Consider the following 24640-nt stretch of genomic DNA (forward strand, 5'->3'; position numbering starts at 1 on the left):
CCTTCTGGCCCTGATCTTTCCTCCCTCCGGGCACTCCTTCGTCGCAGGAGTGACGAGTCAGCTCCTACCCGGGGTCCAGATCAGGGCGGGCCCCGACCTTGGCAGAGACAGACGGCGGATACCTAGCCGGTTCCGCGTAGGTTGGAGTAGCAGGCATTCCGGGGCGAAGGGACGGCAATGGCGGAAGTCGTAGTGGTCGGGTCGGGGCCGAACGGGCTCGCGGCGGCGGTGATCGCCGCTCGCGCGGGGCTGTCGGTGCGGGTTCTCGAAGCGCAGGAACAGGCGGGCGGCGGGTCGCGCACGGCCGAGCTGACCCTGCCCGGATTCCATCATGACGTCTGCGCCGGTGCGCATCCGATGGCATTGGCGTCACCGTTCTTTCGCGCGTTCGACCTCGAGGCACACGGCGTCGAACTGCTCACCCCGACCGTCTCCTACGCGCATCCCCTCGACGGCGGGATCGCCGGATTGGCTTGGCGCAACCTCGAATCCACCGTCGCCGACCTCGGACGCGACGGACCGGCCTGGCGCGAAATGTTCGGTCCGCTGGTGGAGCGCTGGCGCGACGTGGTCGAGCTGGCCATGTGTGACCTGCGTCATCCGCCGCTGCGGATAGCCGCGGGCACCGACTTCGCGCTACGCCTGCTCGCCCAGGCATCACCGTTGGCCAACAAGCGTTTTCACGGCGACGTCGCTCCCGCGATGTTCACCGGCGTCGCCGCCCATGCCATCACCTCACCGCGCGCGTTCCCCGCCGTCGGCGCGGCACTGCTGCTCGGCACCCTCGCCCACGCGGGCGGCTGGGTGATCCCGCGCGGCGGCAGTCAGGCCATCCCGAACGCGATGATCGCCGAAATCGAAAGCCTCGGCGGGGAAGTGATCACCGGCCACCGAGTGGACGACTTCGCCGAACTCGCCGATGCCCGTGCCGTGCTGTTCGACACCTCACCCGCCGAACTCCTTCGCATCGCCGGCGACCGTCTCCCGACCCGATACCGCAACGGCCTCGGGCACTTCCAGTACGGCAACGCCGCCTGCAAGGTCGACTTCGCGCTGTCGGGCCCGGTCCCGTGGACCGCACCCGGCGCCGAACTGGCGGGCACCCTGCACGTGATCGGTGACGCCGCCGAGTCCATGCGCGCCGAAGATGCCGTCAACGCAGGCAGATTCGCCGATCGCCCGTATGTGATGACAATCCAACCCGGGGTTGTCGACGACACCAGGGCACCCGAAGGCATGCAGACCCTTTACACCTACGCCCACGTCCCCAACGGCACCGACCGCGATATCAGCGAACAGGTGATCGACCAGATCGAACGCTTCGCCCCCGGCTTCCGCGACCTGATCCTCGCCAAACATGTGACACCAGCGGCCTTCATGCCCGCCCACAACGCCAACTACATCGGCGGCGACATCTCCGCGGGCGCGATGACCACCCTCCAAACCGTCTTCCGGCCCCTCGCCCGCTGGAACCCGTACTCCACCCCGATTCCGGGCACCTACCTGTGTTCGTCGTCCACCCCACCCGGCCCCGGCGTGCACGGTATGTCCGGCCTCCACGCCGCACAACACCTGCTGCGCAACCGTTTCGGCATCGTCACCGATCCCCTCGACCTGCTGCGCGGCGAGGCCCCCGCGTACCGCTAGGGCTGCTTCATCGGTGCGTCGTGAACCATGTCCGGCTTGAACACATCGGGCTCGAGGTAGATCGTGCACGCGTTCGGCACGGCGGCGTGGATGCGGTCGTCGGCGGCGTCGATCGCCTCGGAGACCTGGGTGATGTCGAGGCCGGCGTGCAGGGCGATCTTGGCGTTGATCAGTAGGTCCTGGGGGCCGAGGTACTGGGTCTGCATCCGGATGACGCGTTCGATCCGCGGATCGGCGAGCAGCGCGGATCGAATCGCGGTGTCGTCCTTGGTCGTCGCACCCTCACCGATGAGCAGGCTCTTGGTCTCCACGATCAGGATGATCGCGTTCACGCCGAGCAGGGTGCCGATCAGCAGGGTGCCGATACCGTCCCAGACCGCGTTGCCGGTGAGCACCGACAGGCTCACGCCCAGCAGCGCGAACATCAGGCCGATGATCGCTCCCGCGTCTTCGAGCAGCACTACCGGCAGTTCGGGATTACGGGTGTTGCGGATGAAATGCCACCAGGAATTCTTGCCCTTCAGCGGCTCCGACTGCTTGCGCGCGGTGCGGAAACTGGCGCCCTCGAGCACCATCGACACCCCGAGGATCCCGATCGCGACCCACGGCGACACGATCTCCTCCGGAAACCGGATCTTGTGGATCGCCTCGTTGATCGCGAACAGGGAGCCCACCGTGAACAGCACCAGCGCCACGACGAACGAATAGAAGTACCGATTGCGCGAGTACCCGAACGGGTGCAGCGTGTCCGGTGGCTGGTCGGCCCGGTTGTGGCCGACCAGCAGCAGCGCCTCGTTGCCGGTGTCGGCGACCGAGTGCACCGCCTCGGCCAGCATCGACGACGACCCGGTGATGAACGCACCGATGAACTTCGCGATCATGATGCCCGCGTTCGCGCCGAGCGCGGCGAGGATCGCGATCTTGCTGTCTCCACCTTGCTCGGCCATACCAGAACGCTACAGCCAGCATCAGGCCATGCCTTCGACCCCGGCATCGTGTCGGCGTACCCCATGTTCTCGGCGCGCCTCCGCCGATGGACTGACCGAAGGGTGCGACGAAGGAGTGCCCGTAGGGAGGGAAGAGGTGGAGTTAAGCGCCGAGAACCGCGGCACCAGCCGCCAATAGACACCGAGAACCGCGGCGCCAGCCGCTATTTGACTCTGTACAGGTCCGGCTCCAGGTAGATGAGGCGGGCGGTCGGGACCGCGGCGCGCACGCGCATCTCCGCCGCGTCGATGGCCTCGGCCACGTCGGCGATGTCGAGATTGGGCGCCAGGGCGACCTTGGCGGCCACCAGCATCTCCTCCGGGCCCATGTACTGGGTCTTGAGGTGGATCACCGAGGTGATCTTGGAGCCGTCGACCAGTTCGTCGCGGATGGCGCGGGTCTGGTCGGCGGTGGCGCCCTCACCGATGAGCAGGCTCTTCATCTCGATGATCAGCACGATCGCGATGATGCCGAGCAGGATGCCGATGGACAGGGTGCCGAGACCGTCGAAGATCGGGTCGTCGGTGACCATGGTGAGTCCGACACCACCGAGGGCCAGAACCAGACCGATCAGCGCGCCGGTGTCTTCCAGCAGCACCACCGGCAGCTCGGGGCTGCGCGAGTTGCGGATGAACTGCCACCAGCTGGCATTGCCCTTGAGCGGGCGGGATTCGCGCACCGCGGTGAGGAAGCTGTAGGTCTCCAGCCCGATCGCGATCACCAGGATCACGACCGCGACCATCGGCTGACTCAGCTCTTCGGGATGCTGGATCTTGTGGATGCCCTCGTAGATCGCGAACACCGAGCCGAGGGTGAACAGCACCAGCGCCACGACGAACGAGTAGAAGTAGCGGTTGCGGCCGTACCCGAACTGGTGCAGGTCGTCGGCGTCCTTGGCGGCGGCACGCTGCCCGAACAACAGCAGGCCCTGGTTCGAGGTGTCGGCGACCGAGTGCACGCCCTCGGCCATCATCGAGGCCGACCCGGTGATGAACGCGCCGATGAACTTCGCCACCGCGATGCCCGCATTGGCCGTCAACGCCGCGAGGATTGCCTTCTTGCCACCACCAGCCGACATGCCGGCCCGCCCTTCTGTTCGCTGAACACGACTCGGCACAGCTTAGTAGGACACCGGCGCGAAACGGTGATCAGTCGGGCGGCTTTCAGCCACCGTCGCCGACGCAGGCGCTGAAAAGCTGCGCGGGTCCGCGAACGGCCCGCGCCTTGATGTCGGTGTCGGAGGCCGAAATCCAGGCCGCACCGCCACGTTCGACGATCAGCGTGCGCCCGTTCTCGGAGAGCTCGACCGTGCCCGCGGTGCACAGCACGATGCCCGGCCCGGCGTCGGCGAGTACCACCGGTTCGTCGTCGGCGCCGAGGTCGAAGCGGCACAGCGCGAATTCCGGTGCGGGCGTGCGATATCGGATGCCGCCGTCGCCGCCGGGTTCGGGTTCGATCACCGGCAGGTCGATCGGCTGGAAGTCGAGCACCCGCAGCAGTTCGGGCACGTCGACATGCTTGGGCGTGAGCCCGCCACGCAACACATTGTCGGAGTTGGCCATGATCTCCACCCCGACACCGCTCAGGTAGGCGTGCAGATTGCCTGCCGCGAGGAACAGTGCCTGGCCGGGTTCGAGAGTCAGCCGGTTGAGTAACAGCGCGGCGAGGACACCCGCGTCGCCGGGGTAGACCTCGGCCAGTTCCAGCGCGGTGCGCACCTCCGCGGTGAACTCGCGCGCGCCCTTGCCGGACAGATACTGCACGCACCCTTCCAGCACCGTGGGCAGTAACTTCGACAGGGCCGCAGGCGGCAGCGTGATCCAGGTGGTGAACAGCGTCCGCAGGCCGGCCGAATCAGGTTGGGCTGCAAGCAGTTCGGCATACACATTGAGGCCGGGCACATCGAGCGCGCGTAACAAATCGACGGTGCGGTGCGGGTCGCGGAATCCGGCCAGCGCCTCGAAACGTTCCAGTGCGACAACGAGTTCGGGCTTGTGGCTGTCGTCGCGATAATTGCGCAGCGGCGAATCCAGCGCGACGCCGGTGCGGTTCTCCCGTTCGAAACCGGCGCTGGCCTGCGCCGAACTCGGGTGGGCCTGCAGCGACAGCGGTTCCTCGGCGGCGAGGATCTTCAGCAGAAACGGCAGCCGGGCGCCGAAAGTGTCGGCCACCGTGCCCAATTCGCCCGTCGGGTCGGCGGTGAGTACCTCGACCAGTGAGCGGGTGCCCGAGTCGGTTTTCACATGCGCGGGATCGGCCGGATGCGCGCCGAACCAGAGTTCGGCTTCCGGATGAGCCGATGGCACCGGTCGTCCGCACAGCTGAGCGAGCGCGGTGCGCGACCCCCATGCGTAAGAACGCAGCGCACCAACGAGTTCCTGCACTAGTAGCGTCCCCCGTCATATCGATCCGGTTCGGGCGCGGTGGTACCGCGCGCACCGGTCAGTCGCAGATAAGCCGCGGCCATCTCGAGTCGCAGCGCGAGCACGGCCAGCTGCTCGAGTTTGCTGCCGTGGCCGCCCCCTGCGGCGGACTCGGCAGCGGTTCGTTCGATCGCGGGTGCGGCACCCGGGTCGGCGAGCTGGGATTGCAGCACGTCGATATCGGCATGCACCAGCTCGGCGTCGATGAGACCACCGCCCGCGCCTTCGAAGACAGTGAGCTTGCGCCGCGCGGCCGCCTGGTCGGGATGCACGCTCATGGCGAGTACCCGCACCCGCTCGACCGGGGCCGGTCCGTCGAGTTCCTCGTCGTGGAACAGCGGATCGAAGCCAGGTGCGGTGCCGGCGGTGGCCTGCGACAGCCGACCGATCGAGGCCACGGCATCGGCAAGATCGGCCGCCGAGGCGAGCCTGCCCGCCGACTGCAACAGCACCTCGCAGCCGTGGCCCGCCAGTTCGACGGCCGCAGGCGAGTCACCCGCGAGCACCACGCCGACACCGTGCATCCGGGCCGCGAGGGTCTTGGCCGGATTGCGGAAGACCTCCGTCTGCGGGGCATCGCGCAGCGCTTCGGCATCGAGCATGTCGGCCAGCGCGGTCAGATCGGGCGTGACCGGTCCGCTGCGCTGGGCGTCGACCCCACGCAGCACCGCGATCCCGACGGCGAGGAAACGCAGCAGCCGATTGTGATCGAGCACGGGCACCCGCGGTTCGAGCACGATCGCGCGACCGGCGGCGACCGCGCGTAACGGACCCTCGTTGGGCGCCGCGATCACCACTTCGGCGCTGCGGCGGATGGCCCGGTCGACGGCGTCGATGAGCCGCGGATCGCCCGCGTCGTCGCCGGCCACCAGCACCACGTCCAGTGGGCCGACCCACGGCGGCAGTGCGGTGACGGGCACGATCGGCAGCCCGGCCCGGTCACCCAGCGTGGCGACCAGCAGCCCAGCCGCGCGCGTGGCCCGGCCCGAGCCCGTGACCAGCACCAGACTGCGCGGGCGCAAGTCGGCGAGCCGTTCGATGAGCGAGGTTTCGGCGACCGCGGCCGCGGTGGCACGCACCTGGGCGCCGCCCGAGGCCGCCGAGCGCAGGGCGCCGCCGGTGTCGGCTGCCGCCAGCGACTCGGCGTCGTCGAGGTCGAATACCGGTGTTCCAGCGATCATCGCCGAATCCACCTCCCCTCATCGCGCTGTGTCGTCTGTGACTCCACTATTCCAGCCGAGCTCCGGCAATGCTCGTGATCTGCCGTCGCCGAATACCGGGCATGTGATTCCACGGGTACTGGTTTCATCTTCCCAGTCAGGCGCGGACGATGCTCAGGATCTCGGTCACGAGTGCGTTTACTTCGGCCTGCGATCCGGCCTCGACGTTGAGTCGAAGCAGCGGTTCGGTATTCGAGGCGCGCAGGTTGAACCAGGCGTGGTTGCCCAGGTCGACCGTCACACCGTCCATGCGGTCCACCGATTCGGTGCGATCGGCGAACGCGGCCAGTACGGCGGCGGTGCGTTCGGCGGCGTCGGCCACGGTCGAGTTGATCTCGCCCGACGCGGCGTACACGTCGTAGGCGGCCATCAGGTCCGAGACCGTGCGCTCGCCCTCACCGAGTGCGGCCAGCACGTGCAGCGCGGCCAGCATGCCCGAGTCGGCACCCCAGAAATCGCGGAAGTAGTAGTGCGCGGAGTGCTCGCCGCCGAACACCGCGCCGGTGGCGGCCATCTCCTGCTTGATGAACGAGTGCCCGACGCGCGTGCGCACCGGCTTGCCGCCCAGTTCCTCGACCAGTTCGGGCACCGCGCGCGAGGTGATCAGGTTGTGGATGACCGTCGCGCCCGGCTCCTTGGCCAGTTCGCGCTGGGCCACGATCGCCGTGATCGCCGAGGGGGAGACCGGCTCGCCGCGCTCGTCGACGACGAAGCAGCGGTCGGCGTCGCCGTCGAAGGCGAGGCCTATGTCGGCGCCGCTGGAACGCACGAGCGCCTGCAGGTCGACGAGGTTCTTCGGGTCGAGGGGGTTGGCCTCGTGGTTAGGGAACGAGCCATCGAGTTCGAAGTACAGCGGCACGATCGTGATCGGCCCGAGCGTGCCGAGTACGGCGGGCACGGTGTGGCCGCCCATGCCGTTGCCGGCATCGACGGCGATGGTGAGCGGGCGGATCTCGTCGAGATTCACCAGTTCGCGCAGATAGGCGGCGTAGTCGGCGAGCAGATCGGTGCTGGTCGCGGTGCCGGGGGTGCCGTCGTAGGCGGGCACGCCGTCGATGACCTCGGCGGAGATGGTGGCAAGACCGGTGTCCTGGCCGACGGGCAGCGCGTTCGCGCGGCACAGCTTGATGCCGTTGTACTTGGCCGGATTGTGGCTGGCGGTGAACATGGCGCCGGGACAACCGAGCTTGCCGGAGGCGAAGTAGAGCTGGTCGGTGGAGGCGAGGCCGATGTGCACCACATCCAGGCCCTGCGCCTGCACACCCTCGGCGAAAGCCTGGGAGAGAGTGGGGGAGGATTCGCGCATGTCATGGCCGATCACCACGCGGGTGGCGCCTTCGGCGCGCATGAGGCGAGCGAAGGAAGCGCCGACATCGCCGACGAACGCCTCGTCGATCTGTTCGCCCACCACCCCGCGGACGTCATAAGCCTTGATCACGGCATTCACGAGTTCGCCAGAGCGCGCGAGGGTCGTCATGGCTGTAACCCTAGCGGGCTTGTCCGCCTCTCCGGGACTCCAGGCCAGACCTAGGCGCGTGCGGGCCTGCGATGGCGGCCGGACTGCGGTGTGGGAATGGTTAGGGGTCTGGCAGAACTCGCAGGTGGCCTCGGCGACCGGTGCGTGCGGTGCGCGGGGTCGCGGGGGTGTTGTCTCGGTGGCCGGGCTGGTCGGGTTCGGCCGGACGGCGGCGAAGGCCCGCTTCGCGGACGGCTTCGGCAAGGGCGGTCAGATCGTCGTCGTCGGGCGTGCTCGAGGAGAAGCCGCCTTCGTGGCGGACCAGCTCCCAGCCCTTCGGCGCGGTGATGCGGCAGGCGTGCGTTTCGCAGAGATCCCAGGAGTGTGGTTCGGCAACGGTGGCCAGGGGTCCGACGACAGCGGTCGAGTCGGAGTACACATAAGTCAGCGTCGCTACTGCCGGATTCTTGCAGCCTGGTCGGCAGCAACGACGCATAGGGATCACGACGTCGAGATTAGCCCTCCACGCGGCAAAAGTGGATACGGACACGCCCTAAAACGGGCACAGTCGCGCAGCGTTCCTCAGACTGCGCACGGCCGGAGCGCATGCGGAGGTTTCGCCGAGGGGGCGCAGTCGCGACAGCGTTCCTCAGACTGCGCATGGCCGGAGCGCAGGCGGAGGTTTCGCTCATTCGGGTTCTGGATCTATCAGATCGGGGTCGACACCGAGGTAGGTGGCGATCTGTTGGACGAGGACCTCGCGCAACAACTCGACGAGATCGTCGGGGTCGGCGGCGCGCAGTTCGAGCGGCTTGCGGAACAGCACCACCCTGGCGCGGGTGGCCGCACCGTGGCGGTCGACGCCCGCGGGGATGAGCCGTGACAGCGGGACCGGCCCGTCGGCGACGACCTCGTCCGGCCAGGTGACCGAATCAGGATGCAGCGGACGGATTTTCGGCACGTCGTCGACGGCGATATCGAGCTTGGTGAGTCGATCGTGCCAGCGGGTGTCGAGCGGAGCGAAGGCCTCGAGCACGAGTCGATCGAATTTCTGCCCTCTGGTGCGCCACGCGGGCACCGTCGGCGGGAGCATGGGACCACGAACACCTCGGCCGCGGCGGGTCACCGAACGGGCGGTGGGTGCCGGGGAATGACGCCGGGAACGTGCCATGGGTCTTTCACCTCTCTCGCCTGCACCGTGTTGAGTAGGGCGTTCGCCCGGAGACACCGACGTACTGCGCCTGCGTGGCTCCGGGCCAGGCCTGGAGAGAGTCTACTTTCGAACAGTCACTTAACCGATTCCGCGCTTCAGCCTGCGACGCTCTCGTTCCGAGAGACCGCCCCAGATGCCGAAGCGTTCATCATGTGCCAGTGCGTATTCCAGGCACTGGTCACGTACTTCACAACCCAAGCAGATGCGCTTGGCCTCACGCGTGGAGCCGCCCTTCTCGGGGAAGAACGCCTCGGGGTCGGTCTGAGCGCAGAGGGCACGTTCCTGCCACTGCTCTTCGATCGACTCGAACATTTCGTCGAAGCCCGTGACGACCAGACTCAGCCGGGGAGCCGCGACTTCGCTTACCACGTCCGGTTCCTGCCAGCTCATGTCAGCGCAGACAGCGTGAGCTGCGCCTGCTGTGGAATCGGTCGGCGAGACCAGATCTTCGGTCATCGTTCCGCCTCCTCACTATGTGTTAGCGCAGAATGATTCTTTCCGTCGGACCAGATGAAACTCCGACGGCCCAACACCGCGATGTAGTCTCGCGGGCTTCCCCGAGCCTGCCTTCCGGCGAGTGGGAAGCCCGCTCGCAAAGGCTTCCTGCGCTGTGCCCTCGCGCAGTGACCCTTTTCGGCGAGTTGAAACCCTCTCGCAAACGCCCCCGCGCTATGCCCTCTCGCGGTGACCGGAATGACATGTCTGTGATTAGACACGCCGCACTTGCCGGTGGTCAACCCGCCGTCACCCTTCCGTTACACTCCGCACCCGCCTTTCGTGTTGATCTTGTTATGTGCCGTGGCAAATGACCAGCAACTTCCCTGGAATTCGGCGTGAAATCACCCGGCAACCCTCGTTCACTAGGCTGTGACCTTGTGACTGCACAACACGCGGTGCGCGAGCCCAAGATCGCCGTTCTCGTCGGCGGCGTCGGCGGTGCCCGGTTCCTCCAAGGCGTCCGGCAGCTGCTGCCCGACGCCGACATCAACGCCATCGTCAACGTCGGCGACGACGTCTGGATGCATGGCCTCCGTATCTGTCCCGACCTCGACACCTGCATGTACACCCTCGGTGGTGGCATCGACACCGAGCGCGGCTGGGGCCATGCCGACGAAACCTGGCACGCGAAAGAGGAGCTGGCGAAATACAACGCCCAGCCCGATTGGTTCGGCCTGGGCGATCGCGATATCGCCACCCATCTCATTCGCACCGAAATGCTGCGTGCCGGATATCCGCTGTCCGCGGTCACCGAAGCGCTGTGTAATCGGTGGCAACCGGGAGTGAAGCTGATCCCGGCTACCGACGATCGTTGCGAAACCCACGTAGTGGTCAGCGATCCCGACAATGCTGGCGAACGTCGCGCGATCCACTTTCAGGAATGGTGGGTGCGGTACCGCGCGGCGCTCCCGACTCACGGATTTGCCTCGATCGGCGCCGAGCAAGCCTCTCCGGCACCGAATGTGACCGAAATCATAGCGTCCGCTGACGCCGTGTTGCTGGCCCCCTCGAACCCCGTTGTGAGCATCGGCGCGATCCTCGCGGTGCCCGGAATTCGGGGCGCGCTGCGCACCACCGAAGCCAAGGTGATCGGGCTCTCGCCGGTGATCGACGGAAAGCCGTTGCGCGGCATGGCCGATGAGTGCTTGACGGCGATCGGCGTGGAATCCACCGCCGAGGCGATCGGCCGCCACTACGGCGCGCGCTCGGCCACCGGCATCCTCGACGGGTGGCTGGTGCACTCCACCGACACCGCCGAGGTGCCCGGCGTCGAGGTGCGCAGCGTGCCCTTGCTGATGACCGATCCCGAGGCGACCGCCGAAATGGCGCGCGCCGCACTGGAATTGGCGGAGGTCAAGGCGTGAGCGGTCAGCGCGCGGAGGAGGCGGCCCGCGTAACCACGCAGGGCGCGGCGGCCACTCCGGATGGTGTCAGCATGAGTGTCCTGCCCGATCACGCGGCCGACGAGCTGCGGATTCTGCCGGTGCGAGGTCTGCCGGAATTCCGGCCGGGCGACGACATCGCCGAACACCTTGCGGCACAAGCGCCTTGGCTCGCCGACGGCGACATCATCGTGGTCACCAGCAAGATCGTCTCGAAGGTGGAGGGTCGTATCGTCGCGGCGCCGACCGATCCCGAGGAGCGCGACACCGCCCGCCGCGAACTCGTCGAGTCCGAAGCCGTTCGGGTGCTCGCGCGCAAGGGTCGCACCCTCATCACCGAGAACCGCCTCGGCATCGTGCAGGCGGCCTCCGGCGTCGACGGCTCCAATGTGGCCGAGGGCGAATTGGTGCTGCTGCCAGTCGATCCCGACGCCAGCGCGAAGGCCCTGCGCACCGCGCTTGCCCAGCGACTCGGCGTCGACGTGGCCGTGGTCGTCACCGACACGATGGGCCGGGCCTGGCGCAACGGGCAGATCGACGCGGCCATCGGCGCGGCCGGGCTGCGGGTGCTGCACGACTACGACGGCGCGGTGGACGGGCAGGGCAACGAACTGCACGTCACCCAGGTGGCCATCGCCGACGAACTCGCCGCGGCCGCCGATCTGGTCAAGGGCAAGCTCGGCGGTGTGCCCGTCGCGGTGGTGCGTGGACTGAGCACCGACGACGACGGGTCGACCGCGGCGACGCTGCTGCGCGGTGGCGTCGACGACCTGTTCTGGCTCGGCACCGCCGAGGCGCTCGAGCGGGGCCGCAAAGAGGCTGTGCCGCTGCGTCGTTCGGTGCGCGCGTTCGCCGACGAGCCGGTGGACCCGGAGCGGATCCGCGCCGCCGTCGCGGTCGGCCTCACCGCGCCTGCCCCGCACCACACCCGTCCCGTGCGCTTCGTCTGGTTGCGCAAGGCGACCCTGCGCGCGCAACTGCTCGAGGCGATGGCGGAGAAATGGAGCGCCGACCTCACCGCCGACGGTCTCGATCCCGAACGCGTGCAACGCCGAATCGCGCGTGGCCGCATCCTTTTCGACGCGCCGGAGGTGATCATCCCGTTCTGCGTGCCCGACGGCGCCCACGACTATCCCGACGCGCGTCGACAGGCCGCCGAGCAGACGATGTTCACGGTGGCGGTCGGCGCGGCGGTGCAGGGCCTGCTGGTCGCGCTGGCCGCCGACCGTCTGGGCAGCTGCTGGATCGGCTCGACCATCTTCGCGCCCGAGATCGTGCGAGAGGTTCTCGGTCTCGACGAGGACTGGATGCCGTTGGGCGCCATCGCGATCGGTCATCCGCTCGAAGCGCCGGTTCCGCGCACCGTCAGCTCGGCAGGCGCCGGCCTGGTGGAACTGTGAACTCGACAGTGCGCGCCGCCACGTCGGTGACCGAGGAGTCTGCCTTGCCGGAGGCGAGCGCGCAGGCGCACGCCGAGACAACGGAGTCGATATGAGCGCGGAGTCGCTGCACGCCTCGGCCACTGAACTGCTCACCGAGTGGAAGCCGGAAGCAGGCCCGGATCACTCACTGCGCGAAGCGATTCTGGCTTTCCTCGGCTCGGCGCCCCGCGGCTGCCTGCGCGAACACGCCCCGGGACACATCACCGCCTCGGCGATCGTCCTGTCCCACGATCGCCGGGAAATCCTGCTCACCCTGCACCCGCGCGTCGGTCGCTGGATCCAGCTCGGCGGTCACTGCGAACCCGAGGACGAGACCGTGCAGGACGCGGCGCTGCGCGAAGCGGTGGAGGAATCCGGCATTCCAGACCTGGTGCTCACACCCGGTCTCTACGGCGCGCAGGCGCACCCGATCACCTGCTCGCTCGGTGTGCCCACGCGCCATCTGGACCTGCTCTTCGAGATCGTCGCGCCGCCGAACGCGATGCCGGTGCGCAGTGCCGAATCCGACGATCTGCGGTGGTGGCCGGTCGGCGGGCTACCTGTGGGCACAGACGTGCTGATCCGGTCAGCGCCCTGATGTAAAGGGGTATTGAAAGGTCTCTGACCTGTAACGATGGCGACCGCGCCCTGGTGGCGCGGTCGCCTTTTCTGTTATCCGACCAGCAGAGCTTTACAAATTCCAGAATTTGTCTAGACAGCGGACAGATCCAGACATATCGTCTGTGACAGAGAGTTACGCACATCACAGGTGTGAGATGTGCCTCTGGGATGGAGACGATGATGTCGACCGATGCCAACACGTCCGAGCAGCGGGTAGCACCGCCGCAGTGGCGAGATTCCAAACGCTATTTGTGGCTGTGGGGCCTGTTCGCCCCGACCGGCCTGTTCACGATCGCGATCCCCCTGATCTGGGGCCTCAACCAACTCGGCTGGCATCGCATCGCCGAGATCCCGTTCTGGCTCGGCCCGGTGCTGGTCTACATCGTGATCCCGCTGGCCGACCTGTTCTTCGGGCCGGACGGCGACAACCCCCCCGACGAGGTGATGGAGTACCTGGAGAACGACAAGTACTACCGCTACCTCACCTATCTCTACCTGCCGTTCCAGTACGCCTCGCTGATCTTCGCCTGCTACATCATCACCGCGCCGAACCTGCACTGGCTCGGCTTCTCCGGTGGTGCCAATGTCGTGGACAAGATCGGTATCGCGATCAGCGTCGGCATGATCGGCGGCATCGGCATCAACACCGCCCACGAGCTCGGCCACAAGAAGGTCGAACTGGAGCGCTGGCTCGCGCGCATCGCGCTGGCCCAGTCGTTCTACGGGCATTTCTACATCGAGCACAACCGTGGACACCACGTCCGGGTAGCGACTCCGGAGGACCCGGCCAGCTCCCGCCTCGGTGAGTCGTTCTGGGCGTTCTGGCCGCGCACGGTGTGGGGCAGTCTGCGCTCGGCCTGGCATCTCGAGAAAGAGCGTCTCGGCCGGCTCGAGAAGAGCCCGTGGACGCTGCGCAACGACGTGCTCAACGCCTGGGCGATGTCGGTGGTGCTGTGGCTGGGCTTGATCGCGGTGTTCGGCATCGAGGTGCTGCCGTACCTGATCCTGCAGGCCGTGGTCGGTTTCAGTCTGCTCGAATCGGTGAACTACCTCGAGCACTACGGCCTGGTCCGGCAGAAGACCGCCAGCGGACGCTACGAACGCCCGGCGCCCGCGCATAGTTGGAACAGCGACCACATCGTCACCAACATCTTCCTCTATCACTTGCAGCGCCACAGCGACCATCACGCCTACCCCACCCGTCGCTACCAGACCCTGCGCAGCTGGGACGGTGCGCCGAACCTGCCCAGCGGCTACGCCAGCATGATCCTGCTCGGCTACTTCCCACCGATCTGGCGCAAGGTGATGGACAAGCGTGTGCTCGCGCACTACGGCGGCGACGTCACCCTCGCCAATATCGAACCCAAGCGCCGGGAGCAGGTGCTGGAAAAGTACGGAACCGAGGTTCAGTCATGAGTGCCTACAAGTGTCCGGTGTGTGATTTCGTCTTCGATGAAGCCAAAGGCGCCCCACGCGAAGGATTTCCGCCTGGCACACTGTGGTCGGCCGTTCCCGACGACTGGTGCTGTCCGGATTGTGGGGTACGGGAGAAGATCGACTTCGAGGCGGTAGGAGTTTCCCGGTGACCGACTACAAGCTGTACCAGTGCGCACAGTGCGGTTTCGAGTACGACGAGGCGCAGGGCTGGCCCGACGACGGCATCGCCCCCGGCACCCGCTGGGACGACATCGCCGACGACTGGACCTGCCCGGACTGCGGGGCCCGCAAGTCCGACTTCTTCATGGTCGAGATCGAACGTTCGTGAGCGTCGCGGGTACCCCGCGCACCGGTTCGCGCATCCCGTACCAGGAGGCCGCGCGCGAACTGCTGCGCAACTCGGTCCTCGACGGGATGCGCGAACTGCTCACCGAGCGTGACTGGTCCAAGGTCACGCTCGGTGACGTCGCGGCAAGTGCGGGGGTGAGCAGGCAGACGCTCTACAACGAATTCGGTTCGCGCGCCGGTCTCTCCCAGGCCTACGCGCTGCGCCTGGCCGACGACCTCGTCGACCATGTGCGCGAAGCGCTCGATGCCAATATCGGTGACGCGCGGGCCTCGATCCGGGTCGGGATGACCGGCTTCTTCCTTTCCGCCGCGGGCGACCCCCTGGTCCGCTCGCTGCTGAGCGGTGAGATGAAACCGGACCTGCTGCGGTTGATCACCCTCGACGCCGCACCGCTGCTCGAGCACGCCACCGCGCGCCTGACCCGGGTTTTCATGCATAGCTGGGTGAACGCGACCGAGACCGAGGCCGATCTGCTCGCGCACGCGCTGGTCCGCATCGCGCTCAGTTACATCCCGAATCCGCCCGTGCCCGAGCGCGATGCCCCCGCCGAGATGAGCGCGCTGCTCAGTCCGTACGTGGAGGCAATTGTGCAGGTACGAGGCGTGCGGGTCCCATCAGGTGATCTGGATCACTGAGACATCTCATGGGTGCTGAATCGCCCTTGTGTAACCATCACCACGTTTGAGGATCTCGTGCTGTGTAACGCGCCTATGGTCTGTCAGTATTCACATCGGTCAGGAATCGGTCTTTTTACAGCGGAGTAGGCGTGCAAACGGTCGGCAAACCGGGGGGGTTTCGTGATCCCAAACGGTATCTCTGGGCATTGGGCCTGATCACTCCGGCGTGCACGCTGTTGCCCTCTCAGCTCGTGTATCACACCAAGGCAGAAGTGCTGTGGTGGATCGGACCGGTGATCGTGCTGATCGCGGTTCCGGTGGTGGACTGGATCGTCGGCGAGGACGGCAACAATCCGCGCGACGAGGACTACGAGGCGCTCTCCGCCGACCGGTACTACCGGTGGTGCACCTACCTGTTCCTGCCGATCCAGCTGGCCGGTCTCGCGGTGGCCTGTTTCATGTGGACGAGCCCCGAGCTCGACCTCCTCGACAAGCTCGGTTTGGCCGCGACTGTCGGCATCATCGGTGGCATCGGTATCAACGCCGCCCATGAATTGGGCCACCGCATCGAGAGTGCTGAGAAATTGCTGTCGAAGATCGCGCTGGCCCAGTCGGGCTACGGGCACTTCTTCGTCGAGCACAATCGCGGCCACCACGCACGGGTGGCGACCCCGGACGATCCGGCCAGTGCCCGGTTGGGTGAGTCGGTGTGGGAGTTCTTGCCGCGCAGCGTGATCGGCGGGTTCCTGTCCGCGCTGCGACTCGAGCATGCACGCCTGCAACGACAGGGTCTCGGCTGGTGGAGCGTGTCGAACAACATCCTGCAGGCCTGGTCGATGACCGCGGTGTTGTTCGGTTCGCTGACGGTGGCGTTCGGCCCCGGGGTGTTGCCGTGGCTGGTCGTGCAGGCCGTGATCGGCATCGCGCTGCTCGAAATCGTCAACTACGTCGAGCACTACGGACTGCTGCGCGCTCGCAAGCCCAACGGCCGCTACGAACGGTGCTCCCCACGCGACAGCTGGAACTCTGATCGCCTGGTCACCAACATTTTCATGTTCCATGTGCAACGCCACAGCGACCACCACGCCAACCCCGGCCGCCGCTATCAAACCCTGCGCACCAGCGACGAGGCGCCGCAGCTGCCCGCCGGGTACGCCACCATGATCGTGCTCGCGGCCTTCCCGCCGCTGTGGCGTGCGGTGATGGACCCGCGCGTCGCGGCGCATTACGGCGGCGATCTGAGCCTGGCCAACGTCGCACCGGAGAAGCCGCGGCGGTTGCTGGCCCGATACCGCGCGGCAGCCTGAGACTCAGCTCGACGGAGCGGGGAACGCGGGCGGCCTCAACCGGTAACCTAACCAATGTGACGACCTCAGAACTCCCCGCGCGTACCGAGCTCACCCCCGACGTCCGCAACGGCATCGACTTCAAGGTGGCAGACCTCTCGCTGGCCGAATTCGGCCGCAAGGAGATCCGCCTCGCCGAGCACGAGATGCCGGGCCTGATGGCGCTGCGCCGTGAATACCACGACGTCCAGCCGCTGAAGGGCGCGCGAATCTCCGGATCGCTGCACATGACGGTCCAGACCGCCGTCCTGATCGAAACCCTCGTAGCGCTTGGCGCCGACGTGCGCTGGGCCTCCTGCAACATCTTCTCCACCCAGGACCACGCCGCCGCCGCCATCGTGGTCGGCCCGAACGGCACCGTCGACGAGCCCAAGGGCATCCCCGTGTTCGCCTGGAAGGGCGAGACGCTGGAGGAGTACTGGTGGGCCGCCGAGCAGATGCTCACCTGGCCCGGTGCCCCCGCCAACATGATCCTCGACGACGGTGGCGACGCGACCATGCTCGTGCTGCGCGGCGCCCAGTTCGAGAAGGCCGGGGTGGTCCCGCCCGCCGACGCCGACCACTCCGCCGAGTACACGGTCTTCCTCGACCTGCTGCGCGAGAGCATCGATGCCGACAAGACCAAGTGGAGCACCATCGCCGACTCGGTCAAGGGTGTCACCGAGGAGACCACCACCGGCGTGCTGCGGCTGTACCAGTTCGCTGCCGCGGGTGAGCTGGTGTTCCCGGCGATCAACGTCAACGACTCGGTCACCAAGTCCAAGTTCGACAACAAGTACGGCACCCGCCACTCGCTCATCGACGGCATCAACCGCGGCACCGACGTGCTCATCGGCGGCAAGAAGGTGCTGATCTGCGGTTACGGCGACGTCGGCAAGGGCTGCGCGGAGTCGCTGGCGGGCCAGGGCGCGCGCGTGCAGGTCACCGAGATCGACCCGATCAACGCGCTGCAGGCGCTGATGGACGGCTACGACGTGGTCACCGTCGAGCAGGCGATCGGCGACGCCGACATCGTCATCACCTCGACCGGCAACAAGGACATCATCACCCTCGACCACATGAAGGCGATGAAGGATCACGCGATCCTCGGCAACATCGGCCACTTCGACAACGAGATCGACATCGCGGCCCTCGAGCGTTCGGGCGCGACCCGGATCAACATCAAGCCGCAGGTCGACGAGTGGACCTTCGATTCGGGCAAGGCGATCATCCTGCTGTCGGAAGGCCGTCTGCTCAACCTCGGCAACGCGACCGGCCACCCGTCGTTCGTGATGTCGAACAGCTTCTCCAACCAGGTCATCGCACAGGTCGAACTGTGGACCAAGCCGCAGGAGTACGACAACGAGGTCTACCGCCTGCCCAAGCACCTCGACGAGAAGGTCGCCAAGATCCACGTCGAGGCCCTCGGCGGCACCCTGACCAAGCTCACCAAGGACCAGGCCGAGTACATCAACGTGGACGTGGAAGGCCCGTACAAGCCGGACCACTACCGCTACTGAGTTCCGCGCACCACGGTGGCCCGTCGACCCTCCGGTCGGCGGGCCACCGTCGTACTAGCCGACGATTCCGGTGTCGCAGATGGTGGGGCCGCCTGCGCTGCTCATGCCGATCAGTCCGCAGATCAGTGTGCCGGCCAGGTCGCTGGAGCCGGTTGCGGCGGCGGCGTCGTTGCTTCCGGTCAGCAGGGCGGGGCCGGAGCCGGTCGTGACCAGGCCGGTGACCAGCTGACTCAGTGAGCCCGACCCGTCCGTTGCCTGTGCTGTCGCGGTCGGGGCGGTGACAGCCGCGCACGCTGCCATGGCGGCGGTGATGGCGAGCGTGGCCGCGCTGGTGCGGAAGATCGTTTTCATGGCGGAATCATTGCCGCTGCGAAGAGCGCGGACCAGACCGCAGAACTGGGGTGTCCGACGGGTCGGGTGCGGGCCGTCGACGGGTAATCTGCTGCGCATGGGCGTACTGATTGCGGTCGAGGGGCTCGACGGTGCCGGTAAACGGACTTTGATCGATGGGCTGATCGCCGAATTGTCCGGCAAAGGGGTGCGGGCGGACAGTCTGGCCTTTCCGCAATACGGGCATTCGATCCACGCCGATCTCGCGGCGGAAGCGCTGCGCGGGGGCAATGGCGACCTGGCGGGGTCGATCAACGCGATGGCGATCATGTTCGCGCTCGACCGGGCCGCCGCGCGCGTGGAACTGGCGGACCTGTTGGGCGGCAACGACATCGTGATCCTCGACCGCTGGGTGGCCTCCAACGCCGCCTACTCGGCCGCACGGGCACACCAGGGCGCCGACGGCGAAATCGTCTCGTGGGTGGGCGATCTGGAGTTCGGCAGGCTCGAACTGCCCGCGCCGGACCTGACCGTACTGCTCGACATTCCCACCGAGGTCGCGGCCGAACGTGCCCGTCTCCGAGGCGAACTCGACGACGCGCGCGCCCTCGATGCCTACGAACGGGACGGCGGTCTGCAGCACCGCACCGGCGAGGTCTATCGTGAACTCGCCGACCGCGACTGGTTCGGCCGGTGGTGGACATACCGATCCGATGACGATAGGCCTGCGTTACTCACCCTCTGTTCGGAAATCTTTTCCGGATAAGGTTGGATACGCGACGGGTTCGCACCATTAATGGCGTGGCAGCCCGATCCTGGCCATGGAGATGACAACATAGGACTATGAAGCCCAAGATTCTGGTCGTCGACGACGATATGGCACTCGCTGAGATGCTGACCATCGTCTTGCGCGGGGAAGGGTTCGACCCGCATGTGGTGGGCGACGGCACACAGGCCCTGTCAGCGGTGCGGGAGATCCGCCCCGACCTGGTTCTGCTGGACCTGATGCTCCCCGGCATGAACGGCATCGACGTATGCCGTGTGCTGCGGGCCGATTCCGGCGTTCCGATCGTCATGCTCACCGCCAAGACCGACACGGTCGATGTGGTCCTCGGCCTGGAGTCCGGTGCCGACGACTACATCGTCAAACCCTTCAAGCCCAAGGAACTCGTCGCCCGCGTGCGAGCGCGCCTGCGCCGCACCGAGGACGAGCCCGCCGAGCTGCTCTCGATCGCCGACATCGTCATCGATGTGCCCGCGCACAAGGTGACTCGCGGTCCCGGTCAGATCTCGCTCACCCCGTTGGAGTTCGACCTGCTGGTCGCGCTCGCGCGCAAGCCGCGGCAGGTGTTCACCCGCGAGGTGCTGCTCGAACAGGTGTGGGGCTACCGGCACGCCGCCGACACCCGTCTGGTGAACGTGCACGTGCAGCGCCTGCGCGCCAAGGTCGAGAAGGATCCAGAGAACCCGGAGATCGTGCTGACCGTGCGCGGGGTCGGATACAAGGCCGGACCGCCGTGATCGGTCACTGCGGGGCGCCGCTGTGACCACTGGTCCAGTGGCGCGGCTGCGGGGATGGGCGACTCCGATCATGGCCTGGTTCCAGGCCGTCGGGACCGCACTCGGCCATCTGTGGCGCCGTTCGCTGCAGCTGCGAGTCATCGTTTCGACGCTGACCCTCTCGCTCATCGTGATCACGATCCTCGGGGTCGTGCTGACCGGTCAGATCACCGACCGGCTCCTCGAGGCCAAGATCAACGCGGCCGTCGAGGAAATGGAACGTGCCCGCAGCACGATCGAGAACAAGATGTCCGGTGTGCAGACGGGCAGCAGCCAGGAGCAGCTCGCCGACGCCCGCGCCGCGCTGTCCAGCCGTGGCGGCACCGGTCAGTCCACCGGCGCCGCGGGCAGTTTCGACTCCGCGCTGGCGATGGTCGGCGGCAATCCGCCCCGCGAGATCCACGAGGGCCCGCTCGGCGAGGTGCCGCAGGAGTTGCGCCGGTTCGTCCAGCGCGACCAGATCTCCTACCAGTTCACCACCGTCGCCGACCCCGACGGTTATCGAGGGCGCGCGCTGGTGATCGGCAGTCCGAGCGCCGAGGTCACGACGCTCGAGATCTACCTGATCTTCCCGCTGGCCAGCGAGGAATCGAGCCTGTCGCTGATGCGCGGCACGATGCTCATCGGTGGCGTGGTGCTGCTGGTGTTGCTCGCCGCGATCACCGCCCTTGTCACCAGACAGGTGGTGCTGCCGATCCGGTCGGCGGCACGGATCGCGGGCCGCTTCGCCGACGGCCGACTCAAAGAACGCATGCTGGTGCGCGGCGAGGACGACATGGCGCGGCTGGCGCAGGCGTTCAACGAGATGGCCGAGAGCCTGTCGAACCAGATCACCCAGCTCGAGGAATTCGGTAATCTGCAGCGCCGCTTCACCTCCGACGTCAGCCACGAACTGCGCACCCCGCTCACCACGGTGCGCATGGCCGCCGACCTCATCCACGGTTCCAGCGACGAACTCGATCCCGCGCTCGCCCGCAGCTCGGAGCTGCTCGTCAACGAACTCGACCGGTTCGAAGGCCTGCTCAACGACTTGCTCGAGATCTCGCGCCACGACGCGGGCGTTGCCGAACTGCAGGTCGAATCACTGGATGTGCGGATGTGCGCGCGGGCCGCGATCTCCACGGTGCGCCACCTGGCCCGCGACGCCGAGATCGAGGTGGTGATCGACCTGCCGGAGGAGCCGGTGATCGCCGAGGTCGACCCGCGCCGCGTCGAACGCGTGCTGCGCAACCTGCTCGCCAACGCGATCGACCACTCCGAGGGCAAGCCGGTGCTGATCCGCATGCGCGGCGACGCCGAGGCCAATGCCGTTGCGACGGTCGTGCGCGATCAGGGCGTCGGGCTGCGACCGGGCGAGGAGAAGCTGGTGTTCAACCGGTTCTGGCGCTCCGACCCCTCGCGGGTGCGGCGTTCGGGTGGCACCGGGCTCGGCCTGTCGATCAGCGTCGAGGACGCGAATCTGCACGAGGGCAGGCTCGAAGCATGGGGCGACCCTGGCGTCGGCGCGAGCTTCCGGCTGCTGCTGCCGATGGTGCGCGGCCGCAAGCTCGGGCAGAGCCCGCTGGCGCTGGAACCGATGTTGCGCAAGGTCCCCGCGCTGCCGGAAATCGAAGCCGCCGAGCCGACGATCATCGACGTGCCTGCCGTCGATGTCGACGCTGCCGAGTCGACCGGCGCCGAGTCGGCTGGATCCACCGCGATAGTGGTCGAGCCGGTAGTCGTCGATCCGACCGGAGCCGAACCGTCGAGTGTCGATTCCGACGGACATGAGATGGTCGTACCGCGCGACGCCGAAACCTCGGTGGGGGAGCCAGGCGTCGACCCGGCGGGTGCGCAGACGAACGGCCGCGGCACTGCCCCCGCCGACACATCGAAACCCAGCGAGACGGGAGAGTCGGAGTCATGACCAGCGCGCGTGGTGATCGTCGGGATCGGCACGGCGCGGCACTGGTCGCAGCGGTGCTGGCCGCCCTGATGGTGCTCACCGGGTGCGCGAGCCTGCCGGAGTCCTCCGCACCGCAGGCACTCGGCACGATCAACCGCGCCCCCACCTCGGAAGGTCCGACTCCGCCGATCGCAGGCCGCGACCCCGACCTGCTGCTTGGTGACTTCCTCACCGCCAGCGCCGATCCCGCCAACCGGCACGCCGCGGCCCGCCAGTACATGGCACCCGAGACCGCGGGCAGCTGGAACGACGAGGCGAGCACCACCATCGTCGACGACCGACCCGACACCTTGCGCGAGTCGCGTTCGGGCGACACCGCGAGCTATGTGTTGCGCGCCCGCAAGGTCGGCGAGCTCGCCCGCGACGGCGGCTACCGCGCCACCGAGGGCACCCTCGAGAACAAGATCGAGATGAGCAAGATCGACGGCGAGTGGCGGATCACCCAGCTGCCGCCGGGTGTCGTGATGGACAACGACGCCTTCGTCAAGTCCTATCACCGCAACGTCCTGCACTACATCGACCCGGGCAATTCGTTGCTCGTCCCCGATCCGCGCTGGATCTCGGTGCCGCGCGCCCAGCTCACCGAGCGACTGATCGGCATGCTCGCCGAGGGACCGCAGTCCGCGATCGCCCCGGTGGTACGCAACCAGCTGGCACAGCCGGTCTCGCTACGCGGTCCGATCACCAGGGCCAACAACGAACCCGGCGATGTCGGTGTCGGTATCGGCGGGGTGCGCATCGACTTCGCCGGGATCGGTGGGCTCGGCCAGCGCGACCGGGAACTGCTCGCCGCGCAGGTGGTGCTCACGCTGTCCGGCGCCGAGATCCTCGGCCCGTACGTGCTGCTCGCCGACGGCAAACCGCTCGACGATCGGTACGCGGCCACCGGCTGGTCGGTGGCCGATGTCGACCAGTACAGCGCCTCGGCGCCCGGTCAGAACCGGATCGGCCTGCACGCCCTGCGCAACGGGACCCTGGTGCAGGTCACCCCCGACGGGATCGTCACGCCGAGTGGTTCGTTCGGCGAAGCGACCAACCTGCAGTCGGTCGGTATCTCCGCCGACGGCCAGTTCGTCGCCGCGGTCGCCGACTCCAACAAACCGACACCCGAACCGGCCCGCACGCTGCTCATCGGCAATTACGGCGCCAAGGCGTTCGCGGTCGCCGAGGGCGCCAGCATCGCCCGACCGTCCTGGACCAACGACGGCGGCGCGGCCTGGACGGTGATCGACGGTGAGCGGGTGATCAGGGCCGTCACCGACCGCGCCACGGGCAACGTGTCCACCGAAGACGTCGACATCTCGGCCCTGCTCGAAGGCACCGGTGCACCGCGGACGCCGATCAGCGAGGTGGTGATCTCCCGCACCGGCGTGCGCGCGGCGCTGATCGCCGACGGCAAGGTCTACGTTGCGGTGGTCGAACGGCGCCCCGACGGCAAGTACGCGCTCACCTCCCCGCTGCCGCTGGCGCTGGGCCTGAGCTCGCGCGCGGTCTCGCTGAGCTGGGTCACCGGTGACACGATCATGGTCGCGCGCGAAGGCAACGTGGACCCGGTCTTCACCGTCTCCATCGACGGCTCACAATTCAGCGCCGTGACCTCACAGAACCTCACCCCGCCGGTCCGAGTGGTGACAGCGTCCCCCGCCACGCAGTACGTGGCCGATTCCAGGGCCGTCCTGCAGCTCCAGACCGCCGATCCGACCCGCAACGACCGCTTCTGGCGCGAGGTCCCCGGATTGACCGGAGAACAGGTAGTACCCGTCCTGCCGAGTTGAAAAATTGTCAGTGCCCGCTGCCATACTCGCTTGCTATGAAGGCGCTGCTGGATCTGGTTCTGCCCGACCGGTGCGGGGGCTGTGGTTCGCTCGGTGAGCAATGGTGTGCGGGATGCGCCGACGAACTCGGCCGCGGCCCGGTTCGGGTCCGGCCTCGTGCCGATCCAGGGGTGCCGTGCTGGGCACTCGGCCCCTACTCGGGCGTCGGCCGACGGGCCGTGCTTGCGGCAAAGGAGCACGGCAGGCGTGATCTTGCCGTGCCACTCGGCCTGGCATTGGCCCACGCGCTGGCTCGGCTACGGGCTCCCGATCGCCCGCTGCTGCTCGTCCCCGCACCGACCAGATCCGCCGCGGCCCGTCGCCGTGGCGGTGATCCGGTGGCCCGCTCGGCCGTGATCGCGGCACGGTGGCTGCTCGATTGCCAAACCGCGCCACTACTGCGCATGGGCAGCGGCGTGCGTGATTCTGTGGGCTTGACGCCGCGTGAACGCACCCACAATCTGCGCGGCAAGATCATGACTGTCCTCGATCCGGACGAAGGGGCAGCGCTGGGCGCAAATGCGCAGGTCGTGCTGGTCGACGACGTACTCACCACCGGTGCCACCGCCTGCGAATCGATACGTGTTCTTAGCCGAATCGGCATAGTTCCGCGCGCGGTTTTGGTGACCTGCGCGGCTTGACTGAGGAAAGTTCGCGTGAACAGTGGCGGACTTGCTCGTGGCGGACTAGCGTCGCGAGCACACACCGAACACGGCGCCTGAGACGGCGGGCCGAAGGCGGCAGCGCAGCGTAACCACGCAGGCCCTCGCGAAGGCGCCAGTTCAATACAGCTCTGGGAGGTGGTGCCGCGGATACAGGTGCCGGGCGAATCCCGATCGGCACAGCTCAATCCCGCCGCCCTTCGCTTCTGTAGA

24 protein-coding genes are annotated in these 24640 nt (G+C 67.4%); 15 read left to right on the forward strand and 9 right to left on the reverse strand.

Features of this window, described 5'->3' with window-relative positions; genetic code table 11:
• Positions 1 to 177: 177 nt before the first annotated feature.
• A complete protein-coding gene (locus tag ACFW6D_RS24520) occupies positions 178 to 1647 on the forward strand; it encodes a phytoene desaturase family protein (RefSeq protein WP_379331770.1) in 1470 nt (489 codons plus the stop codon).
• On the opposite strand, the gene ACFW6D_RS24525 is transcribed toward ACFW6D_RS24520, so the two are convergent.
• The 8 genes from ACFW6D_RS24525 to ACFW6D_RS24560 all read right to left on the reverse strand — a co-directional run bounded on the left by ACFW6D_RS24525 (position 1644) and on the right by ACFW6D_RS24560 (position 9258).
• On the reverse strand, positions 1644 to 2594 hold the full coding sequence (locus tag ACFW6D_RS24525) for a cation diffusion facilitator family transporter (protein ID WP_379331772.1): 951 nt from the start codon (positions 2592 to 2594) through the stop codon (positions 1644 to 1646). The two genes, ACFW6D_RS24520 and ACFW6D_RS24525, sit on opposite strands and share 4 nt — an antisense overlap.
• 203 nt (positions 2595 to 2797) lie before the next feature.
• Positions 2798 to 3712 carry a cation diffusion facilitator family transporter gene (locus ACFW6D_RS24530; protein WP_379331774.1) on the reverse strand — a complete coding sequence of 305 codons (915 nt, stop codon included), beginning with the start codon at positions 3710 to 3712 and terminating at the stop codon, positions 2798 to 2800.
• Between the two features lie 85 nt (positions 3713 to 3797).
• The gene (manA, locus tag ACFW6D_RS24535) at positions 3798 to 5018 is read right to left on the reverse strand and encodes a mannose-6-phosphate isomerase, class I (protein ID WP_379331776.1); all 1221 of its coding nucleotides are present in this window, start codon (positions 5016 to 5018) and stop codon (positions 3798 to 3800) included.
• Positions 5018 to 6238 carry a tobH protein gene (locus tag ACFW6D_RS24540; protein WP_379331778.1) on the reverse strand — a complete coding sequence of 407 codons (1221 nt, stop codon included), beginning with the start codon at positions 6236 to 6238 and terminating at the stop codon, positions 5018 to 5020. The genes manA and ACFW6D_RS24540 overlap by 1 nt, the downstream gene beginning before the upstream one ends.
• A gap of 136 nt (positions 6239 to 6374) precedes the next feature.
• Positions 6375 to 7754: a phosphomannomutase/phosphoglucomutase gene (locus ACFW6D_RS24545; protein WP_379331780.1), complete on the reverse strand. Its 1380-nt coding sequence runs from the start codon at positions 7752 to 7754 to the stop codon at positions 6375 to 6377.
• A gap of 100 nt (positions 7755 to 7854) precedes the next feature.
• Positions 7855 to 8229, reverse strand: coding sequence for a DUF3499 domain-containing protein (locus ACFW6D_RS24550; protein ID WP_379331893.1), 375 nt, complete (start codon positions 8227 to 8229; stop codon positions 7855 to 7857).
• A gap of 192 nt (positions 8230 to 8421) precedes the next feature.
• Positions 8422 to 8904, reverse strand: coding sequence for a metallopeptidase family protein (locus tag ACFW6D_RS24555; RefSeq protein WP_194826429.1), 483 nt, complete (start codon positions 8902 to 8904; stop codon positions 8422 to 8424).
• Between the two features lie 120 nt (positions 8905 to 9024).
• Positions 9025 to 9258 (reverse strand): WhiB family transcriptional regulator, encoded by a 234-nt coding sequence (locus ACFW6D_RS24560; RefSeq protein ID WP_133733920.1) that lies wholly within the window; start codon positions 9256 to 9258, stop codon positions 9025 to 9027.
• A 563-nt stretch (positions 9259 to 9821) separates the two neighbouring features.
• On the opposite strand from ACFW6D_RS24560, the gene cofD reads away from it, so the two are divergent.
• From cofD to ahcY, 9 genes are all read left to right on the forward strand, one after another.
• Complete coding sequence (gene cofD / locus ACFW6D_RS24565) at positions 9822 to 10808, forward strand: 2-phospho-L-lactate transferase (RefSeq protein WP_379331782.1); 987 nt, start codon at positions 9822 to 9824, stop codon at positions 10806 to 10808.
• 71 nt (positions 10809 to 10879) lie between these two features.
• Positions 10880 to 12226 carry a coenzyme F420-0:L-glutamate ligase gene (locus ACFW6D_RS24570; protein ID WP_379331784.1) on the forward strand — a complete coding sequence of 449 codons (1347 nt, stop codon included), beginning with the start codon at positions 10880 to 10882 and terminating at the stop codon, positions 12224 to 12226.
• A gap of 91 nt (positions 12227 to 12317) precedes the next feature.
• The gene (locus tag ACFW6D_RS24575; protein ID WP_379331786.1) at positions 12318 to 12845 is read left to right on the forward strand and encodes an NUDIX hydrolase; all 528 of its coding nucleotides are present in this window, start codon (positions 12318 to 12320) and stop codon (positions 12843 to 12845) included.
• A gap of 203 nt (positions 12846 to 13048) precedes the next feature.
• Positions 13049 to 14284: an alkane 1-monooxygenase gene (locus tag ACFW6D_RS24580; protein ID WP_379331895.1), complete on the forward strand. Its 1236-nt coding sequence runs from the start codon at positions 13049 to 13051 to the stop codon at positions 14282 to 14284.
• Positions 14281 to 14454 carry a rubredoxin gene (locus tag ACFW6D_RS24585; protein WP_379331788.1) on the forward strand — a complete coding sequence of 58 codons (174 nt, stop codon included), beginning with the start codon at positions 14281 to 14283 and terminating at the stop codon, positions 14452 to 14454. Before ACFW6D_RS24580 ends, ACFW6D_RS24585 begins: the two co-directional genes overlap by 4 nt.
• Positions 14451 to 14633 carry a rubredoxin gene (locus ACFW6D_RS24590; RefSeq protein ID WP_266292625.1) on the forward strand — a complete coding sequence of 61 codons (183 nt, stop codon included), beginning with the start codon at positions 14451 to 14453 and terminating at the stop codon, positions 14631 to 14633. Before ACFW6D_RS24585 ends, ACFW6D_RS24590 begins: the two co-directional genes overlap by 4 nt.
• Positions 14630 to 15289, forward strand: coding sequence for a TetR family transcriptional regulator (locus ACFW6D_RS24595; RefSeq protein WP_379331790.1), 660 nt, complete (start codon positions 14630 to 14632; stop codon positions 15287 to 15289). Before ACFW6D_RS24590 ends, ACFW6D_RS24595 begins: the two co-directional genes overlap by 4 nt.
• A 131-nt stretch (positions 15290 to 15420) precedes the next feature.
• Entirely contained in the window at positions 15421 to 16578 is a 1158-nt protein-coding gene (locus tag ACFW6D_RS24600; RefSeq protein ID WP_379331792.1) for an alkane 1-monooxygenase, read from the forward strand.
• A gap of 56 nt (positions 16579 to 16634) precedes the next feature.
• The gene (ahcY, locus tag ACFW6D_RS24605) at positions 16635 to 18116 is read left to right on the forward strand and encodes an adenosylhomocysteinase (protein WP_379331794.1); all 1482 of its coding nucleotides are present in this window, start codon (positions 16635 to 16637) and stop codon (positions 18114 to 18116) included.
• 54 nt (positions 18117 to 18170) lie between these two features.
• On the opposite strand, the gene ACFW6D_RS24610 is transcribed toward ahcY, so the two are convergent.
• Positions 18171 to 18467, reverse strand: a complete 297-nt coding sequence (locus tag ACFW6D_RS24610; RefSeq protein WP_379331796.1) for a hypothetical protein — start codon at positions 18465 to 18467, stop codon at positions 18171 to 18173.
• A gap of 97 nt (positions 18468 to 18564) precedes the next feature.
• Between ACFW6D_RS24610 and ACFW6D_RS24615 the strand changes: the two genes are divergently transcribed.
• The 5 genes from ACFW6D_RS24615 to ACFW6D_RS24635 all read left to right on the forward strand — a co-directional run bounded on the left by ACFW6D_RS24615 (position 18565) and on the right by ACFW6D_RS24635 (position 24406).
• Positions 18565 to 19212, forward strand: a complete 648-nt coding sequence (locus ACFW6D_RS24615) for a dTMP kinase (RefSeq protein ID WP_379331798.1) — start codon at positions 18565 to 18567, stop codon at positions 19210 to 19212.
• Between the two features lie 77 nt (positions 19213 to 19289).
• Positions 19290 to 19967 (forward strand): MtrAB system response regulator MtrA, encoded by a 678-nt coding sequence (gene mtrA, locus ACFW6D_RS24620; RefSeq protein ID WP_056813049.1) that lies wholly within the window; start codon positions 19290 to 19292, stop codon positions 19965 to 19967.
• A gap of 70 nt (positions 19968 to 20037) precedes the next feature.
• On the forward strand, positions 20038 to 21912 hold the full coding sequence (gene mtrB / locus ACFW6D_RS24625) for an MtrAB system histidine kinase MtrB (protein WP_379331897.1): 1875 nt from the start codon (positions 20038 to 20040) through the stop codon (positions 21910 to 21912).
• Positions 21909 to 23726, forward strand: a complete 1818-nt coding sequence (lpqB, locus tag ACFW6D_RS24630; RefSeq protein WP_379331800.1) for an MtrAB system accessory lipoprotein LpqB — start codon at positions 21909 to 21911, stop codon at positions 23724 to 23726. Before mtrB ends, lpqB begins: the two co-directional genes overlap by 4 nt.
• Before the next feature lie 35 nt (positions 23727 to 23761).
• A complete protein-coding gene (locus ACFW6D_RS24635) occupies positions 23762 to 24406 on the forward strand; it encodes a ComF family protein (RefSeq protein WP_379331802.1) in 645 nt (214 codons plus the stop codon).
• Positions 24407 to 24640: the final 234 nt, after the last annotated feature.

Origin of the sequence: Nocardia sp. NPDC058705 (assembly GCF_042749305.1) — a bacterium.
Lineage (GTDB): Bacteria > Actinomycetota > Actinomycetes > Mycobacteriales > Mycobacteriaceae > Nocardia.